Origin of the sequence: Owenweeksia hongkongensis DSM 17368 (assembly GCF_000236705.1) — a bacterium.
In the GTDB taxonomy this organism is placed as follows: Bacteria; Bacteroidota; Bacteroidia; order Flavobacteriales; family Schleiferiaceae; genus Owenweeksia; species Owenweeksia hongkongensis.
Window position 1 is genome coordinate 2,108,843 of record NC_016599.1, and the last position, 18,566, is coordinate 2,127,408.

Below are 18,566 nucleotides of genomic sequence, written 5' to 3' on the forward strand. Positions count from 1 at the left end.
CGTATTCTGTGAAAAAATTATTAGTCGCTACGGCTATATTAGCTGGAGCATATGGTTCATTTGCCCAAAGCAAACTAGACTTAGGTCAGATTAGTGGAAACTTCCAAACTGATGCTCAATATTATTTTAGGGACTCCCTCATTGACCCAACGGGCGAGGCTTATCCGGATGAGCGCCTATTAACTACAGGTTTTTTAAACTTGACGTATACCCGCGGGAATTTTATGGCTGGTGTTCGTTATGAAAATTATCAAAATAACCGTGTTGGTTTACCCCCCGGTTATAAAGGTGAAGGTATTACCTATCGCTACGCCCGCTACATGGGAGATAAAATAGATATTACCGTTGGTAATTTTTATGAGCAATTTGGCTCCGGGCTTATTTTGAGAGCCTACGAGGAGCGAGGTCTGGGAATTGATAACAACCTTGATGGAGTTAGATTGAAGGTGACACCTGCTGATGGTCTTACCTATAGAGCAATTGTTGGACGCCAACGAAACTATTTTGATAAATCCAATAGCATTGTAAGAGGCTTTGATACTGACTGGAACATGAAAAACTCACTGAAATGGGAAAGTAATATTAACCTGATTTTGGGAGCTGGTCTTGTAAGTAAGTACCAAGAATTTGACAGTCCCACTTACGAATACCCAAACAATGTGGCTTCCGGAGCTTTACGCTTCAACCTGATTACAGGAGCATTTAATGTTTATGGTGAATATGCCTATAAGGCTAACGACCCGAGCGCAGATAACTTTGAAATTTATAAACCTGGAGAAGCCTTTTATCTAAGCGCTTCCTATGCAAAAAATAACTTCGGAGTTATTTTTAGTGCCAAACGATACGATAACTTTTCATGGAGATCTCAGCCTAATACAGATCCTCAGCAATTACTACTTGGTTATCTGCCATCGGCCACCACATTACATACCTATACACTCCCAGCCCTGTATGCCTACAATACAGTACTTACGGGTGAGCAAGGCTTTCAAATTGAAACCAGCTACAAGTTTCCTCGTAAAACAGCACTTGGTGGAAAATATGGAACCTACATAGGTCTTAGCGCTGCAGTAAGTAAGAGTATTGACAAAGAATATATAACTCGTGATGACGGCACTGGGGTGCAAACAATAAGTGGAACAGATGGATATAAGAGCGTGTTTGATACCAAAAACTGGGGCTTTGGTGAGTACCTATACTTCACCGACCTACACTTAGATTTCAAGAAGAAACTCAATAAAAAGTTAAAGCTAAATTTCAGCCAATACTTCTTTCACTTCAACGAAGATGCACTACGAAAAGGTGTCGCTGGTGTAGCTGATATTGGCTTTGACACAAGTGGAGGTACACCACACGCCTACAATATTCACTCAACTGTAGTAGAGCTACTTTGGAAAACCAAACCCGGTCACTCACTGCGTACAGAACTACAAGGGTTATGGACCGAAGGTGATCGAGGAGATTGGGCTTTGGCGCTTTTTGAATACTCAATTTCTCCAAAATGGTTTTTTGCTGTACAAGACGCTTGGAATTACGGAAATGCTGTAAAAGACCTTAGAGTTCACTATATTAGCGTAACAGCAGGCTACACTCTCGATAGAACACGTTTTCAATTGGGCTACGGAAGGCAACAACAAGGAGTGTTCTGCGTTGGTGGAATATGTCGAACAGTACCAGCCTCCAATGGGTTTAGCCTAAGCATAACATCAAACTTTTAACAGATGAAAAAGGCAATTATACTTTTAGCCATGGCAGCATTTTTTTCCAGCTGCGATAAAATTGACAATCCCATTAAGCAAACAGGAACTTCCTGTGGAGATTGTGAGGTACAACCTACCGATACATTTGTCACCAAAAAAGCTGTTTTGATTGAAGAGTTCACAGGAGTGACTTGTAATAACTGCCCAAAAGCTGCGGCAGAAGCTAAACGATTAATGGACTTGTATCCAGATCAGGTTCATCTGATCAGCATACATTCAAGCAATTTTGCAGTACCTACTACCGAATACCCAGCGGACTTCCGTACTACGGAGGGCACAGAAATTTATGATTTCACAGACCCAATTGGAGTACCTTCAGGACTAATTGATAGATCTGATTTTGGAACCAATAGTTTCTCAAAATTCTACAATGTATGGGCCAATAAGGTTGATGATATCTTAGCATCCACTCCTGTTGCAGCAATTGGAATAAAAGCTGTAGTAAACGCTGATGAGAGTAGTCGTACCGTTTGCCTTACACCAAAATTCAAAGCTATAGCAGATGTATCTGGTCGCGATATTTATTGGTCTGCATACCTTGTTGAAAACGACATAATGGCCGCTCAAAAAATGCCTGATGGCTCACACAATGATTCTTATATCCATAAACATGTTTTACGAACAAGTTTTAACACAGCATTTGGTACCCCGATTGAAAATTTTGATGGCAGTCCAAATTCAGTTAGCTGTGACTCACGCCAAATAGTTGTAGACTCTGAGTGGGAATGGAGCAATTGTAATATTGTGCTTTACGTATATGATCATGACACTTACGAGGTAATTCAATCTATTGAGGTTCACCTATAATGAAGAACTTATGTTTTATCGTTATACTCCTTGGTATAAGTGGATTCACATATAGTCAAAAACTAGATGGAGGCCTGTTTGCAGGCCTTTCCACCTCTCAAGTAGACGGTGATGGCCAACAAGGTTTTAACATGAGTGGTTTTAACCTAGGCTTCTTCACACAAATCGATATTGGCAAAAAATCTAATTTAAGACTGGAGCTTGCTTTTTTGCAAAAAGGGGCTAAAGAACCAGTAAATGACAGCACAGGCTGCGGCAATTGCTTTAAGCTTAAACTTAATTACATTGAAGTTCCTATAGTTTACATCCTCAACTGGAAGGATCTGGCTTTTGAAGTTGGGCTGGGAGCCGACATTTTAGTAAGTAAAAAGGAATCTAATATCAGTGGCAACTTTGATTCAGACGTCAATTATAAACCAATTAGTATGATGGTGTTGTTTGGTGTTACCTATAATTTTAGCGAAAATTGGGGTATTACACTACGTACCAATCATTCTGTAACTCCAATAAGTGATGTAGTAGCTGCTGGCCAAACACCTAGTATTACAGCACTTGGTGGCTACGGTATGCGCAATGATGTGCTCACATTCGCGCTTGTTTACAAATTCAATAAGTAGGTTTCAGAAAATCAATATTCTGCTTTAAGCCCGCATACTTTGCTCGTTTTACAGCCGATTTCTTAAACACCTTTCTGAAAACATCTTCAGTTATTTCTTGCCAATCCTGCTTGTTCATGTCCAACATTTCCGGATGTGGCGAAAACTCTTCAACCTTGGTTGGTTTTGAAAAACGATTCCATGGGCAGACATCCTGGCAAATATCGCAACCGAAAGCCCAGCCTTCCATTTGGTCTTTAAATGAGGGCGAGATTTGATCTTTCAGTTCTATGGTTAGGTACGAGATACACTTGGAGCCATCCACAAGCTTAGGAGCTACAATTGCATTCGTCGGGCACGCATCTATGCACTTGGTGCAACTACCACAATGGTCCGCTACGGGTGTGTCATCTTCAAGGTCCAAATCGAGAATTAATTCACCGATAAGGTAAAACGAGCCTGTGCCTTTAGATAACAAGAGAGAATGTTTTCCCGTCCAACCGAGGCCGGAACGCTCTGCCCAAGCTCTATCCATCACCGGAGCTGAATCCGTGAAAGCTCGACCACTCACCTCTCCTATTTCTGTTTGGATAAACTCTGTGAGCTCCTTAAGCTTTCGCTTAATTACAAAGTGATAATCTTCACCATAAGCGTATTTGGCAATCTTTGGAGCATCGGGATGCTTTTGAGTTTCTTCGGGGTAATAATTTAAGATCACAGAAACCACAGACTTTGCTCCATCCACTAACTTTCTTGGGTCAAGACGCTTGTCAATATGGTTTTCCATCCATTTCATTTCACCCTGATAGCCGCGCTTTAGCCACTCTTCGAGTCTGGGAGCTTCCTCTTCCAAAAAGGTAGCTTTGGAGATGCCACAATCTAAAAAGCCAAGGCGCTTAGCTTCGGCTTTTATCATTTCTGAATATTTTAATTTACTAGTCAAACAACCCTCCTTGACGGTGCGGCATATCTCTTTGAAGATGTGTGTACGCCTTGTCAGTAACCACACGTCCACGCTGCGTTCGCATCAAAAAACCTTGTTGGATAAGGAAGGGTTCATACACTTCTTCGATGGTTCCTCCCTGCTCCCCCACGGCTGTAGCAATAGTTCCTACACCAACTGGGCCCCCTTTGAACTTGTCTATGATCGTGGTCAAAATACGGTTATCCATTTCATCCAAACCATACTCGTCCACATTTAGCGCTTCCAAGCCAAAACGGGCAATCTCCAAGGTGATCACTCCTTCGCCCTTTACTTGCGCAAAATCACGCATTCTCCGCAACAAGGCATTTGCAATTCTTGGAGTCCCTCGGCTGCGTCTTGCAATTTCTATTGCCGCATTAGGTTCGATGGGTACATCTAAAATATCTGAAGAACGCTCAATAATGGTAGAAAGCAATTCAGTAGTGTAATACTGCAATCTACTGGTTATACCAAAGCGAGCCCTTAGAGGCGAAGTAAGTAAGCCTGAGCGTGTAGTTGCACCTATAAGCGTAAAAGGATTCAGATTAATTTGTACACTGCGCGCATTGGGTCCGGATTCGATCATGATATCAATCCTATAATCTTCCATTGCTGAATACAGATATTCCTCTACTATAGGGCTAAGTCGGTGAATTTCATCAATGAATAGAACATCACGCTCTTCAAGATTAGTTAGTAAACCTGCCAAGTCACCGGGTTTGTCTATCACTGGGCCGGAGGTGATTTTAAGATTTACATCTAACTCATTGGCCAAAATATTAGCCAAAGTAGTTTTACCCAATCCGGGAGGGCCGTGCAGAAGAACATGATCCAGAGCTTCTTCACGCTGATTGGCTGCCTGAACAAATATCTTCAGGTTTTCCAATACCTTATCCTGTCCCGCAAAGTCATCAAAACTTATGGGGCGCAACTTCTTTTCTATCTCTAATTCCTCGGAGGAGAAATTAGCCGAATCAGCATCCATCATCCTATCCATGCAATCTGCAATTTTTACAAATATAGGGCGAAGAAGTACACTTAAAAATCTATCCCTCCATACCCTATTATTAAACTAAAAAAGGCCATCTCCAAGAGACAGCCTTTTTAATATTTTCTAAATCCGATCCTAATGACCTGACTCTACTTCACCTGGTTTAAGTGCAACGGTTTGTGGAACAAAATCCTCATCCATACCTGGCTTGCTATAATCGTAAGCCCAACGGTGTACTTCTGGAATTTCTCCTGGCCAGTTTCCGTGAACATGCTCCACTGGAGTAGTCCATTCCATAGTAGTAGATTTCCATGGGTTTTGAGTAGACTTCTTACCGCGAAGTGCAGAGTAAAAGAAGTTGAACAAGAACACCACCTGAGCAATACCACCAACAATTGCGAAGATTGAAATCAATACATTGATATCAGCCAAATCATCAAACATTGGGAAAGATGTATTGGTGTAGTATCTACGTGGAAGACCTGCAAGACCCAAGAAGTGCATTGGGAAGAATACTCCATAAGCACAGACGATGGTTACCCAGAAGTGGATATATCCAAGACCTTTGATCATTCTACGACCAAACATTTTTGGGAACCAGTGATACACACCAGCAAACATTCCGAAGATAGCTGATAGTCCCATTACAATGTGGAAGTGAGCTACCACGAAATAAGTATCGTGAACGTTAATATCCAAAGCTGAATCTCCAAGGATAAGACCTGTAAGACCACCAGTGATAAATGTAGATACAAGACCGATTGAAAACAACATTGCTGGAGTCAATCTAAGGTTACCCTTCCAAAGGGTGGTCATGTAGTTAAATGCTTTTACAGCCGAAGGTATCGCAATCAATAGCGTAGTAAAGGTAAACACCGATCCCAGGAATGGATTCATACCTGTGATAAACATGTGGTGACCCCATACGATAAACGATAGGAATGCAATTGCAAGAATTGAACCTACCATCGCGCGGTATCCAAAGATTGGCTTACGCGAGTTGGTAGAAATTACTTCGGAAGTAATACCCAATGCAGGTAAAAGAATAATGTATACCTCAGGGTGACCCAAGAACCAGAATAAGTGCTGAAACAAGATTGGGCTACCACCTTGATTAGTCAATAGCTCACCAGCTACCATTATATCAGAAAGGTAAAAGCTGGTACCGAAGCTACGGTCGAAAATCAATAGCAATGCCGCTGATAACAATACCGGGAAAGAAAGTACCCCAAGTATAGCCGTTACAAAGAATGCCCAAATGGTAAGTGGCAATCTAGTCATCGACATACCTTTAGTACGAAGGTTCAATACAGTTACGATATAGTTGATACCTCCCAAAAGTGAAGACACAATAAAGAGAGCCATACTTACCAACCAAAGCGTCATACCCATACCAGAACCTGGCATTGCTTGTGGCAAAGCACTAAGCGGTGGGTATACCGTCCAACCAGCAGATGCAGGACCATTCTCTACAAAAAGAGAAATAACCATCACAATACTAGAAGCAAAGAAGAACCAGTAAGATAGCATGTTCAGGAATCCTGAAGCCATATCTCGGGCACCAATTTGAAGCGGAATAAGTAAGTTGGAGAACGTACCACTAAGACCAGCTGTAAGTACAAAGAATACCATGATAGTACCGTGAATAGTAACTAATGCCAGGTAAATATTTGGATCCATAATACCGTCAGTACCCCATTTACCCAAAAGGGTTTCAAGGATTGGCCATTGCTTATCAGGCCATGCCAACTGAAGACGGAACAAAAGAGACATTGTAACTCCAATAACTCCCATCACCATACCGGTAATAAGAAACTGCTTGGAGATCATTTTATGGTCTAAGCTGAAAACGTACTTACTAATGAACGTTTCCTCGTGATGATGATCGTGCTCGTGTGAATCGTGTGCCATGTCGTTCTTCTCTCTAAATATTTTCTAAATACTATCTTAAACTTAAAGTGCGTCAGCAAATGTTTTTTGCTCACTCATCCATTGCTCATACTCTTCTTGAGTTTCTACTACAATTTTCATTTGCATGTTGTAGTGGGCAGATCCACAAATTTTATTACAAAGTAGGAAGTAATCATACTCGTAAGTATCCTCGCCTTTTTCAGCACGGATCTCATTGATACGAGCTACCTTGTCAATTACTTTTTGCTCTTTGCGAATATCCACAGTGGTTACACTAGGGGTAAATTGAAACTGAGTATTCGTTCCCGGTACACAGTTCATCTGTACACGGAAGTGAGGCAAGTAAGCCGAGTGAATCACATCCTGACTTCTAAATTTAAGTAGTACAGGTTTTCCAACTGGCAAGTGAAGTTCGCTGGTGATCACGTCATCTAAAGAATTTACGTCATTCACATCAACTCCTAAAGAGTTAACACCTTCGATCATGCGTACATTGGCATATCCAAGAGCATTATCATCACCGGCATAACGAGCTGTCCACTTAAACTGCTGAGCGTAAACTTCAATAACCATTGGCTCTTCAGTTTCGTTTGCAGGATTCATTACATCGCTCCAGGTAGTAAGACCATAAATGATAAGGCAAGCAAGAACTACGGCAGGAACAATAGTCCAGATAAACTCCAGCTTATTGTTATGCTCCATATATACCGCCTTACGGTTTTTGATACCTCTAAACTTCATGGTGAAACCAAAAAGAATAGGTTGAGTGATAAAAAATACTGCGATAATAACTGCCATGGAAATCCACATCAAGTTATCGATCTCCACTCCGTGCTCTGATGCTGAAACAGGCAAAAGAACCTTATCGTATCCAATCCACATCCAGGTAAAGCCACCCACCAATAGGATTCCGAAGATTCCCATAAGGATACCCTGAATGTTGTTGTCTTTTTCGTTTACATCATTGCTATCCTCCTTACCCTTAAGGTCTGAGGATAATTCAAATACTCTGACGATTTGTGCAAAGGCTACTAGCCCAAGAACTGCTATTACTATGATTAGAAAAGTCTCCATTTCCTTTCTTGCTCTTTATATTTTAAATATGATGATGCTCACTCTCCACATACATGGGGTGATTTTTAGGCATAAGTGGTGCTTTGGTAAGTGCGCTGAACACCACGTAGATGAACAGACCAGCAAAACCTAAGAAGGTTCCGAAGTTTACCAAACCAATGCTCCACTGACCACCTACACTACCCGGGTGAATAAGGATGTAAACATCCAACCAGTGACCGATAATCATGAATATACCAGCGGTAAGAAGGAAACCAAAGTTTCTCTTGCTATCGCGGCTCATCAAAATAAGTATCGGGAATAATAAGTTTAAGGCTACCATGGTGAAGAAGATACCTTTATAGTCGCCAAAACGAGCCATGTAGTAGGTTACCTCTTCAGGAATGTTTGAATACCAAATAAGCATGTACTGTGAAAACCATAGGTAAGTCCAGAAGATGGAGAAGGCAAACATAAATTTACCCATATCCTGGATGTGGCTTTTGTTTACTTCTGGTAAGTATCCTTTTGACTTAAGATAAATCACGATAAGCGTAAGTACAGTAAGTGCTGTAACGAACATACCAGCAAAAATATACCATCCAAATAGAGTACTAAACCAGTGAGTATCGATACTCATAATCCAGTCCCAAGCACTGGTAGAAGAAGTAACTGCAAAGAATACCAAGAATCCAGCAGATAGGTTTCTAGTCTTTTTCCAAATTGCTCCGGCTTCAGATGGATTGTTTTCCATCTTCATACTCATCTTACGGATAAGCATTGCTCCACCAACCCAGCCAATGAAGTAAATCAAAGTTCTGATGATGAAGAATGGTCCGTTTAGATATCCTTCTTTTCCTGCGATAATAGAATCGTAATTATCACTTGCAGGATCCATAACACCTTCAGCCATCCAGTGCCAAATGTGGTTGCCTCCCATGTGCATTACTCCAGCTCCAATAATGATTAACATAATCACCATAGGTATCCAAAGGAAAGAAGTCATAGCTTCCATCACACGAAGCAATACTACTGTCCAACCAGCTTGTGCAGCATACTGTACAGCCATGAAGAACAATGCTCCTAAAGCGATTGACAAAAAGAAAAAGTTATTGGTCAAAAGGTTTGCCCAGGGCTTGTTTTCAATTTGGTGATGAATGTGCTCAGCATCGTGATGCGTAGGGCTAGCATGAAAATGATTGTTTTCAGGAATAGCTCTTGAAGCTGTTTTGTGATAAGTATAATCATCGGTATCAGGCATTGCCTCACCGTGATGTCCTGCATCTGCGTGATGCGCTGGCGCTTCATGATGCTCTCCGTGAGCCGCTTCTCCATGTCCTTCAGTAGCACGCTCACCGTGTGCAGCTTGCTCAGTATGCTCTCCACCTTCGTGATGATCGCCACCCCCCATGAAAAAGCTCACTCCAACAGATATCACTCCGATAACCATTAGAATGATTGATATAGTCTTTAATTTTCCGGTAAATTCAAACATTGTTTCTTCTTATTAAGAATTTATCCCTTCTTATGATTCAGTAGTTTCAGTGGCAGCAACCTCCGTAGAAGCCGCTTCTTCTTTTGGAGCCTCTTCCTTAGCAGCAGGCTTTCCTTCTCCAGTAAGTTCAGCTCTAAGCTTCAATACGTGTTGAGTAATTTCCCAACGCTCGCTAGGAGTAACTTGTGAAGCATGGCTTCCCATCACACCTTTTCCGTAAGTGATTACGTGAAAGATGGTTCCTTCATTAATATCTCTATCCTTGTAGTTAGGTACTCCTAAGAAAACCTCATTCTTTACAAGAACACCCATACCGTCTCCTTTATCACCATGACATTGTGCACAGAAAATACCGTATAGTTTAGCTCCATCTGCAAGGGTAATAGAGTCCGTTGGAAAATCCGCTGGCATCTTAAGGTTAACCTTTGCTGAATCATAACCTGACTGGTCAGCAGCATATTTATCATAAGCCATAAAACCACGAGGAAGTGTTCCCTCTACCGGCTTACGTGCAGATATAGTATCGTTGTATGGTTGGTACATTTCTACCGCGGGCCCATCATACATGTCCGGCATGTACACCCACCCTCTGAATTGGCTATCATTATTACAAGAAGTAAGCACAAGGGCTCCTCCCATAATAACTGCTGCCATATTTAAGATTCTTCTTTTTAGCATCGGTAGTCTCCTATTTACTATTTTCACTAATCTCAATTGCTCCTGAGTCGCGCAAAAGTGTCATCAACTCTTCTTTATCACCTCTACCCAAATCAACTTCCATAAGGAACTTATCATCAGTGGTACGAGGGTCTGGGTTTTGAGCTTTTCTTCCTGGGTACAATCCATTCTTTGCGAAGTATGTCCACACCATAAGGTGAGCAGCAAAGAATACAGTAAGTTCAAACATAATTGGCACAAAAGCCGGCATGTTCTCACCCCAGGTAAAGCTAGGTTTACCACCAATATTCATTGGCCAATCTACTATTAGCATTCCATAAGTCATGGCAATAGCTGTAGTAAGACCAAGCACTCCATAAAGAAATGCAGCAATAGCAATACGTGTACGCTTAAGTCCCATTACTGGATCTAGCCCGTGAATAGGGAATGGAGAATATACTTCATCTACATTGAAGCCCTTATCTCTTACGTCTTTTATACCCTTCAATAGTACGTCATCATCATCGTACAGGGCACTAATGATTTGTTTACTCTTAGTGGTGGCCATCTTTCTCGTGTAGTTTTTTATAGTTCTCCCCAGATGATTTCAAAATAGTCTTCAATTCAGCCTGAGCAATTACAGGGAATGTACGTGCATAAAGCAAGAACAGTACAAAGAAGAAACCTATGGTTCCAACAAAAATTCCAATATCTACAAATGTGGGTGAGAACATACTCCAAGAAGATGGAAGGTAGTCTCTGTGCAAAGAGGTAACGATAATTACGAAACGCTCAAACCACATACCGATGTTTACAATAATTGAGATGAAGAATGAGAACATCAAACTTGTTCTTAGTTTCTTGAACCACATAAACTGTGGAGAGAATACGTTGCAGGTCATCATACTCCAGTACGCCCACCAGTAAGGTCCGGTAGCACGGTTTAGGAACGCATACTGCTCATATTCTACACCTGAGTACCATGCGATGAACAACTCTGTAATATATGCTACCCCCACTATAGATCCGGTAAGCATAATAATGATGTTCATCATTTCAATGTGTCCTACAGTAATATAGTCTTCCATCTTAAACACTTTTCTTACAATAATAAGAAGGGTGTTTACCATCGCAAATCCTGAGAAAATCGCACCCGCCACAAAGTATGGAGGGAAGATGGTGGTGTGCCATCCTGGAATTACAGAAGTTGCAAAGTCCATAGATACAATCGTGTGTACAGAAAGTACAAGTGGAGTTGCCAAACCGGCAAGTACCAAAGATACTTCTTCAAAACGCTGCCAGTGCTTTGCTTTACCACCCCAACCGAAGCTAAGGATTTTGTAAATGTGCTTTGTAACAGGACGTACTGCACGGTCACGAATCATGGCAAAATCAGGAATAAGACCCACATACCAGAATACTACGGATACCGAGAAGTAAGTTGAAATTGCGAAAACGTCCCAAAGAAGTGGTGAGTTAAAGTTTACCCAAAGTGAACCAAATTGGTTTGGAATTGGGAATACAAAGTAAGCCAACCAAATACGTCCCATGTGAATACCAGGAAACAATGCTGCCTGGATTACTGAGAAGATGGTCATCGCCTCAGCCGAACGGTTAATTGACATACGCCACTTCTGACGGAAAAGTAAAAGTACTGCCGAAATCAAAGTTCCCGCGTGACCGATACCCACCCACCAAACGAAGTTGGTAATATCCCAGGCCCAGCCCACGGTTTTGTTCAATCCCCAGGTACCGATACCTACACCAATGGTGTAAAGTATACAGCCTATACCCCAAAGGAAGGCGATTAATGCAAGACTAAACACAATCCACCACATACGTGGGGCCTTTGTTTCTACAGGGCGTGCTACATCTACCGTAATATCATGGTAGCTCTTGTCGCCATTAATTAGGGGTTCTCTTATGGGAGCTTCGTAATGCATGCGTCTACTTTATATTGTTTTAAGCTCTGTTTCTAACCTTAGTTTGATAAAATACTGATGGCTGTGTACCTACTTCTTCAAGTAAGTGATACATCCTTGGGTCTTGCTTCAACTTGAATACTTGACTGCTCTTATCATTCACATCACCGAATGAAATTGCATTGGTATCACAAGCCTCCTGGCAAGCTACCTGCACATCGCCATCCTTTACAGGGCGACCTGCTTTCTTAGCTTCTAGCTTACCAAGCTGAATACGCTGAACGCACAATGAACATTTCTCCATTACACCTCGAGCACGTACTGTTACATCAGGGTTCAATACCATACGACCTAGGTCGTCATTCATTGAATAGTTCACGTTGAATTTCTCCTGGCTTCCATTGTTATACTGGAACCAGTTGAATCTACGAACCTTATAAGGACAGTTGTTTGCACAGTAACGAGTACCAATACAACGGTTGTAAGTCATGTGGTTCAAACCTTCAGAACTGTGAGTGGTAGCAGCTACCGGACATACAGTTTCGCAAGGTGCGTGGTTACAGTGCTGACACATTACAGGCTGGAAGTATACATCAGGACTTTCTGATGGATGCTCCATTGCTGCAAACTTATCGATAGCACTTACGCCTTCTTCGTCAGCAACTTCTTCAGTCATATCACTGCTGTAGTAGCGGTCAATACGCAACCAGTGCATATCACGAGATTTACGCATCTCTTCCTTACCTACCACAGGTACGTTATTTTCAGAATGACAAGCGATAACGCATGCACCACAACCGTTACACAGGTTCATGTCGATAGACATGTTCCACATGTGACCAGTTTCGTGGTCAAAGTCATCCCAAAGATTTGTTTCGTCAGATGAAAGTGGCCCTTTGAAAGTTTGGAAAATGGTCTTCTCATTCCACTGCTCCGGGTTTCCGTTAAGGAAAGTATCAAGATTGGTTTCATTTACAATCTTACGTCCCATCATGGTGTGCGCAAGCTGAATACAAGCAAACTCATGCTCGCCTTCTGCTTTGCTCACCTCTACACCTGCAGCGTGAGACCCATTAGCCATCAATGCAAAAGCATTGTGACCAACACCGTCAGCAGCTTTTCCAGCTCCCGATCTTCCGTATCCTACCGCAAAACCAAGAGTTCCTTGAGCTTGTCCTGGTTGAATAAACACAGGTACATTTTCAATGGTGGTTCCGTTTACAGTAATGTTTACTTTATTACCATTCAAGGCACCGTTGGACACATGCCAGTTGTTTACTTCCAGTGCAATTGCATCAGAAGCTGACATAGTCACAAAGTTATCCCAGCTTACACGGGTTACAGGATCCGGGAATTCCAATAGCCAAGGGTTGTTGGCGATGGTTCCGATACCCATACCAGTCATCTGGTAAAATTCCATTTCCATACCGCTATCGGCTCCTTTGTTCAATCTACCCGCAATAGATGAAATGTTCACAGAACCAGCATCAGTTGTTTCAGTAGTTTCTTCATCAGAAGAACCGAAAAGATTAGCGATAAAACCTTTTGACTCTCCTTCAGCTCCTTCGTTCACTACTTTAGAAGTAGAAACCAACGCACCATCATGAAGAGCTTTACTCCAATCAGAACCTGCAAGAATTCCAGTATTCCAATTAGAAGTCAAATAGTCATAATAAGAAGAAGAATTGCCACTCCACTTAAGTAGACAGTCTTCCATTTGTCTTGTTTTAAACAATGGACGGATGGTAGGCTGCATAATGCTGTACATTCCGTCAGCAGGCATTGCATCACCCCAACTTTCTAAGTTGTTATGCTTAGCTGCAACGATGTTACAAAGCTTAGCAGTTTCGTCCATTTTTTCAGAGATGTACACCTTAGTCGCTACTTTCTCCATTCCGCTGGCAAGCTTAGCATTACCGCTAAGTACGTACGCCACATTTAGGTTATCGATGATTACCGTACCTACATTACCGCTATTCATATCAGCGATAAGTTGGTTCATTGCTTTATCATCTCCTTTGCGGAAATAAGTTCTCTTAGAGTAATCTACAGTGTTGCCACCATTACCTAAAAGATTATTGATAGCGATAGTCATTGCCTCGATATCAGCATCATTTGTACCTGATACTACAAGACCATTTCTACCAGCCGCTTTCAATTCTTTAGCAGCAGCTTTAATCTCTGCGCTAAGTGAGGTTTTACCACCACTTACTGAACCACCCAACTCTGCATAAAGAGCAGTAAGAGCAGCACCAATTTGTGAAGGCTTAATTTTATATCTCTTATCGGCACTACTACCGGTAAGCGTCATGTTTGTTTCAAACTGAATGTGGCGAGACATATTCTTGCCCGGTTTTCTGCGAGAAGCATAATCTGCCGATACACCTTGACCAATCCAATCTCCAAGGAAGTCAGCACCAAAACCTACAATCACATCCGCCTTAGCGAAATTATACATAGGCAAAGCTCTCTTTCCTGTAGCTGCGGCTAAAGCATCAAGCTTCCCAGAGTATGAAAAACCATCATACTGCACATGCTTAAAGTTGCCTTGCTTAGCGCCAAATTCGTTGATCAATTTTTGAGCAGTAGGGCTCAATACTGTAGAAGTAAGCATCACCACCTGCTTTCCTGAAGCATTAGCAGCATCAACACCTTTCTTTACAGCACCATCAACATCGCCCCAGTTAGCTTCCTGACCATCGATCATTGGAGCTTGCACACGAGTTGCATCATACAAGTTTAGCACAGAAGCGTGCACACGAGCATTAGCACCACCATTAATAGGAGCAAGTTTGTTGTTTTCAATTTTGATAGGACGACCTTCTCTGGTTTTCACCAATACAGAAGCGTAGTCATGTCCATCATAATAAGATGTAGCGTAGTAATTAGCTTCTCCGGGAATAATTTCCTCAGGAGCTACTACGTAAGGAATGGACTCACTAATTGGAGATTCGCAAGCAGCCAAAGTAGCGGCAGCTGTAGAAAATCCAACATACTTAAGGAAATCACGTCTTGAAGTAGAAGATTCTCCTAACTTTTCCTCGTTACCGAGAAATTCGTCAGCAGCAAGTTCAGCCGGAAATTCGTTGTTGCGAGCATTGTTCACAACTTCAGAATCCACCAACTCCTCTATTCCTTTCCAGTATTTCTTGTTTTCAGCCATTATAGTAGGGGAAAGATTTTTCTTTATTAATAGTGACATTTACCACACTCCAAACCTCCGATCATCTCTACGGTGATGTTAGCATCTTTACCGTACTTCTCTTTCAGCTTCTCATGCATCTCAGTGTAGTAATCGTTAGACTCTACCTTCACTTTAGTTTCGCGGTGACAATTCACACACCACCCCATCGTAAGTGGAGAGTACTGGTACACTTCTTCCATTTCCTCAACAGGACCGTGGCAAGTTTGGCAATCCAAACCACCAGCAGTTACGTGCTGAGAGTGATTAAAGTAAGACAGGTCTGGAAGATCATGAATACGCACCCATTTGATTGGCTTTTGCTCATACCCTTCGATATAAGACCCAGCTTCAGGATCAAAACCTACAGCTGCGTATATTTTACTAATTTCTTCAGTTCCGGTAGTCGGTCCTTCTTGAATATTCATGTGACAGTTCATACACACGTTAGCCGAAGGAATATTAGACTCCATACTCTTACGAGCACCGTAGTGACAATAATTACAATCAATTTGATTATCTCCAGCGTGAAGCTTGTGTGAAAACGCAATCGGCTGCTCAGGCTGATAATCCTGAGTAACGCCCACTTTATTAAGCGCTAAGAACAATTGCTGAAGGAAGATTACCGCAATTACTATGGTAATCAAAGTCATGATTCTTGGATTCTTTAGAGCGGTGCGAGTAATAATATTCGCATCCTCCATCAGATTTGTAGCAGGCTGACCTTTTACTTGCTTCAATGTGTTTTTCACACGAACCAAAAGCACGATAAGCAGCAACAAAACTGCCCCAAGGCCAATTAAGAAAACGGTGTTGTCCTCTTCCACTACTACAGCCTCAGCCCCAGTGGCCGGACCAGCAACAGGAGCAGCTGGCACTTCTGCAGTATACGCAAGAATGTTATCAATATCCTCATCAGAAAGATTAGGAAAAGCGGTCATCACAGAACCGTTGTACTCCTCAAAGATGGCAATTGCATCCGCATCGCCACTAGCTCTTAGAGCAGCATTGTCCTTAATCCACGCATGAAGCCATTCAGCGTCTCTTTTTTCGGTGATTCCAGCAAGTGCCGGCCCAATCAATTTCTTGTCCAACTTGTGGCAAGCGGCACAATTCGCATTAAATAGAGACTTACCAGCTTTAGCATCCTGAGCGGTTGCAAAAGTGGCAGTTAGCACTAAAATTAATGATAGAAATATGTGCGAAATTCGGTCAGTAAAACGTTTTCTCATTATCTGTTGCCTAAATATAGCCTGTCGTTCTAAGGGCGCAAATTTAGTATATAAAGCCGTTTTTAATATACCCCGTTGTAAAGGTTTTAAATTTATAATGGTTCTAAATAAAATTAACACCCCTCCTAGCCCTTGAATAAAAGCTATAGCTTTGCTTTTTAATTAGATAAATCATGTTGGTAAAAACAATCGCGACACTCTCTTTGATATCATTTTGCACCTTATCCTATTCTCAAGCTCAGGATTCTTCCAAAGGCCATCTTCAGGTTGTTCCTGAAAAAGGGATTTCTGAACTACAAAGTAAATACTTGGAGCAAAATAAAAAGGACGGTTCAATCTCAGGGTTTCGAGTTCAGATATATAATGGAAACAAAGCTGAGACCTTAAAAAAGCGATCAGAATTCATTTCTGCGTTTCCTAAGGTAGCCATATACACCTTATATGAAGCTCCAGAATACAAAATTCAAGCAGGAGACTTTCGTACCCGTTTAGAAGCAGAGAAGTTTCTTAGTGAAGTACAGGAAAGCCTTGGAAGTGGATTGGTGGTAAAAACTAACATAAAACCACCCTTAATTTCTGAGAGGTAGTGTAGTATAATAAAAAGGCGCCCCGCAACATTGCGGGGCGCCTCATTTTTAAAAGTTGTCACGTCCTGAAATAGCGTTACACAAATTTGTAACCTTATGAAAGACAATGGCTACGTAAAGCGTACACAAAAAGATTACAGCTTAAACTTCAAGCTGCAAGTTGTCCAAGAAATAGAACGGGGCGAGTTAAGTCAGCATGGAGCAGTCCGAAAATATGGCATTCAGGCTCGCAGTACTGTGCTGAGTTGGTTAAGAAAGTATGGTAACTTTGATTGGGAAAATCAAACTCCAATACAAATGCCCAAAACTCCAGAACAAAAACTGATGGAACTAGAGCAAAAAGTTCGGCTATTAGAAAAGCAGAAAAAGCAGCTGGAACATCAAATAGAACGAGCCGACAAAAAGGCGATCATCTTTGATATGATGATAGATATAGCCGAGAAAGAGTACAATATTCCAATCAGAAAAAACTCCTTACCCGAACAGTCAACCAATACAAAGAACACTACCAAGAAAGCCTAACGGCTACCTGTAGATTGTTCGGGTATAGCCGTCAAGTTTATTATCGCGCCATTAAAGCCGAAGAAGCCAAAAAGCAACGTGCGCAAAAAGTAGTATCACTCGTGCAGGAAAAGCGCATGTCCATGCCTCGGCTAGGCACACGTAAACTTTACCACTTGCTACAGCCAGAGCTGCAAGCACTGGGCGTGGGTCGCGATAAATTGTTCCACATTCTAAAAGCAAATCACATGTTAATACAACCCAAGAAATCATACCATATTACCACCAACTCACACCATAGGTTCCGCAAACACAAAAACGTGATTGCAGACTTACCCATTACCCGGCCAGAGCAGCTTTGGGTGGCCGATATAACTTATGTGGGTACCCGAGAAAACCCCATGTACCTGGCTCTAGTTACCGATGCCTACTCAAAAAAGATAGTAGGCTACAATGTATCAAACAGTTTGAGTGTGGATGGTGCGCTATCTGCCTTAAAGCAAGCTATCAAAAATCGAAAATACCCTAGCCAACCTCTGATCCATCACTCAGACAGAGGCCTACAATATTGTAGCACCGATTACCAAAAACAACTGGCTAAAGCCAAAATAACCTGTAGCATGACAGAGTCTTATGACCCATATGCCAACGCCATAGCGGAACGTATAAACGGTATTTTAAAGCAAGAATTTATTGAAGTAGTAAAGGCCGATAAACTAGACATCATGAAGCCTTTGGTGGAAGACAGTGTAAGCATTTATAATAAACAAAGGCCACACCTCTCCTGCCAAATGAACACTCCAGAACAAATGCATAAACAAGATCAGGTCAAAATAAAATCCTATAAAAAACAAAACCTTGGTGAAGCTAGCTTCACCAAGGTTTAATTACTATGTTTAATCTATATAA

The 18,566-nt window shown here is 41.7% G+C and carries 15 protein-coding genes and 1 pseudogene; 6 read left to right on the plus strand and 10 right to left on the minus strand.

The features are described from left to right. Positions 1-8 precede the first annotated feature (8 nt). Genes OWEHO_RS09455 through OWEHO_RS09465 form a run of 3 tightly spaced genes read left to right on the plus strand, consistent with a single transcriptional unit; the run spans position 9 to position 3,184 of the window. Complete coding sequence (locus OWEHO_RS09455; protein ID WP_014202253.1) at positions 9-1,718, plus strand: DUF6029 family protein; 1,710 nt, start codon at positions 9-11, stop codon at positions 1,716-1,718. A gap of 3 nt (positions 1,719-1,721) precedes the next feature. After that, positions 1,722-2,567: an Omp28 family outer membrane lipoprotein gene (locus tag OWEHO_RS09460; protein WP_014202254.1), complete on the plus strand. Its 846-nt coding sequence runs from the start codon at positions 1,722-1,724 to the stop codon at positions 2,565-2,567. After that, positions 2,567-3,184 (plus strand): porin family protein, encoded by a 618-nt coding sequence (locus tag OWEHO_RS09465; RefSeq protein ID WP_014202255.1) that lies wholly within the window; start codon positions 2,567-2,569, stop codon positions 3,182-3,184. Before OWEHO_RS09460 ends, OWEHO_RS09465 begins: the two co-directional genes overlap by 1 nt. Here OWEHO_RS09465 and queG read toward each other — a convergent pair. From queG to OWEHO_RS09515, 10 genes are all read right to left on the minus strand, one after another. After that, the gene (queG, locus tag OWEHO_RS09470) at positions 3,174-4,079 is read right to left on the minus strand and encodes a tRNA epoxyqueuosine(34) reductase QueG (RefSeq protein WP_223252679.1); all 906 of its coding nucleotides are present in this window, start codon (positions 4,077-4,079) and stop codon (positions 3,174-3,176) included. The genes OWEHO_RS09465 and queG overlap by 11 nt on opposite strands. 19 nt (positions 4,080-4,098) lie before the next feature. Continuing rightward, positions 4,099-5,124, minus strand: coding sequence for a Holliday junction branch migration DNA helicase RuvB (gene ruvB / locus OWEHO_RS09475; protein WP_014202257.1), 1,026 nt, complete (start codon positions 5,122-5,124; stop codon positions 4,099-4,101). Positions 5,125-5,253: 129 nt separating this feature from the next. After that, complete coding sequence (locus tag OWEHO_RS09480; RefSeq protein WP_014202258.1) at positions 5,254-7,029, minus strand: cytochrome c oxidase subunit I; 1,776 nt, start codon at positions 7,027-7,029, stop codon at positions 5,254-5,256. A gap of 42 nt (positions 7,030-7,071) precedes the next feature. Continuing rightward, the gene (locus tag OWEHO_RS09485; protein WP_014202259.1) at positions 7,072-8,103 is read right to left on the minus strand and encodes a cytochrome c oxidase subunit II; all 1,032 of its coding nucleotides are present in this window, start codon (positions 8,101-8,103) and stop codon (positions 7,072-7,074) included. A gap of 22 nt (positions 8,104-8,125) precedes the next feature. Further along, positions 8,126-9,577 carry a hypothetical protein gene (locus tag OWEHO_RS09490; protein WP_014202260.1) on the minus strand — a complete coding sequence of 484 codons (1,452 nt, stop codon included), beginning with the start codon at positions 9,575-9,577 and terminating at the stop codon, positions 8,126-8,128. A 30-nt stretch (positions 9,578-9,607) separates the two neighbouring features. Next, positions 9,608-10,231, minus strand: a complete 624-nt coding sequence (locus OWEHO_RS09495) for a c-type cytochrome (RefSeq protein ID WP_014202261.1) — start codon at positions 10,229-10,231, stop codon at positions 9,608-9,610. A 34-nt stretch (positions 10,232-10,265) separates the two neighbouring features. After that, positions 10,266-10,802: a DUF3341 domain-containing protein gene (locus OWEHO_RS09500; RefSeq protein ID WP_014202262.1), complete on the minus strand. Its 537-nt coding sequence runs from the start codon at positions 10,800-10,802 to the stop codon at positions 10,266-10,268. Further along, on the minus strand, positions 10,789-12,177 hold the full coding sequence (gene nrfD, locus OWEHO_RS09505) for an NrfD/PsrC family molybdoenzyme membrane anchor subunit (RefSeq protein WP_014202263.1): 1,389 nt from the start codon (positions 12,175-12,177) through the stop codon (positions 10,789-10,791). Before nrfD ends, OWEHO_RS09500 begins: the two co-directional genes overlap by 14 nt. A 19-nt stretch (positions 12,178-12,196) precedes the next feature. Beyond that, positions 12,197-15,358 carry a TAT-variant-translocated molybdopterin oxidoreductase gene (locus tag OWEHO_RS09510; RefSeq protein WP_223252680.1) on the minus strand — a complete coding sequence of 1,054 codons (3,162 nt, stop codon included), beginning with the start codon at positions 15,356-15,358 and terminating at the stop codon, positions 12,197-12,199. Next, positions 15,346-16,569 carry a c-type cytochrome gene (locus tag OWEHO_RS09515; RefSeq protein ID WP_014202265.1) on the minus strand — a complete coding sequence of 408 codons (1,224 nt, stop codon included), beginning with the start codon at positions 16,567-16,569 and terminating at the stop codon, positions 15,346-15,348. The genes OWEHO_RS09510 and OWEHO_RS09515 overlap by 13 nt, the downstream gene beginning before the upstream one ends. 173 nt (positions 16,570-16,742) lie before the next feature. Between OWEHO_RS09515 and OWEHO_RS17895 the strand changes: the two genes are divergently transcribed. The 3 genes and pseudogenes from OWEHO_RS17895 to OWEHO_RS09530 form a co-directional block, all read left to right on the plus strand. Next, positions 16,743-17,156: an SPOR domain-containing protein gene (locus tag OWEHO_RS17895; RefSeq protein ID WP_014202266.1), complete on the plus strand. Its 414-nt coding sequence runs from the start codon at positions 16,743-16,745 to the stop codon at positions 17,154-17,156. Between the two features lie 96 nt (positions 17,157-17,252). Beyond that, on the plus strand, positions 17,253-17,678 hold the full coding sequence (locus tag OWEHO_RS18635; RefSeq protein ID WP_014201344.1) for a helix-turn-helix domain-containing protein: 426 nt from the start codon (positions 17,253-17,255) through the stop codon (positions 17,676-17,678). Further along, positions 17,675-18,544: pseudogene (locus OWEHO_RS09530) on the plus strand (IS3 family transposase); the annotation flags it as partial. The gene OWEHO_RS18635 and the pseudogene OWEHO_RS09530, both read left to right, overlap by 4 nt. Positions 18,545-18,566: the final 22 nt, after the last annotated feature.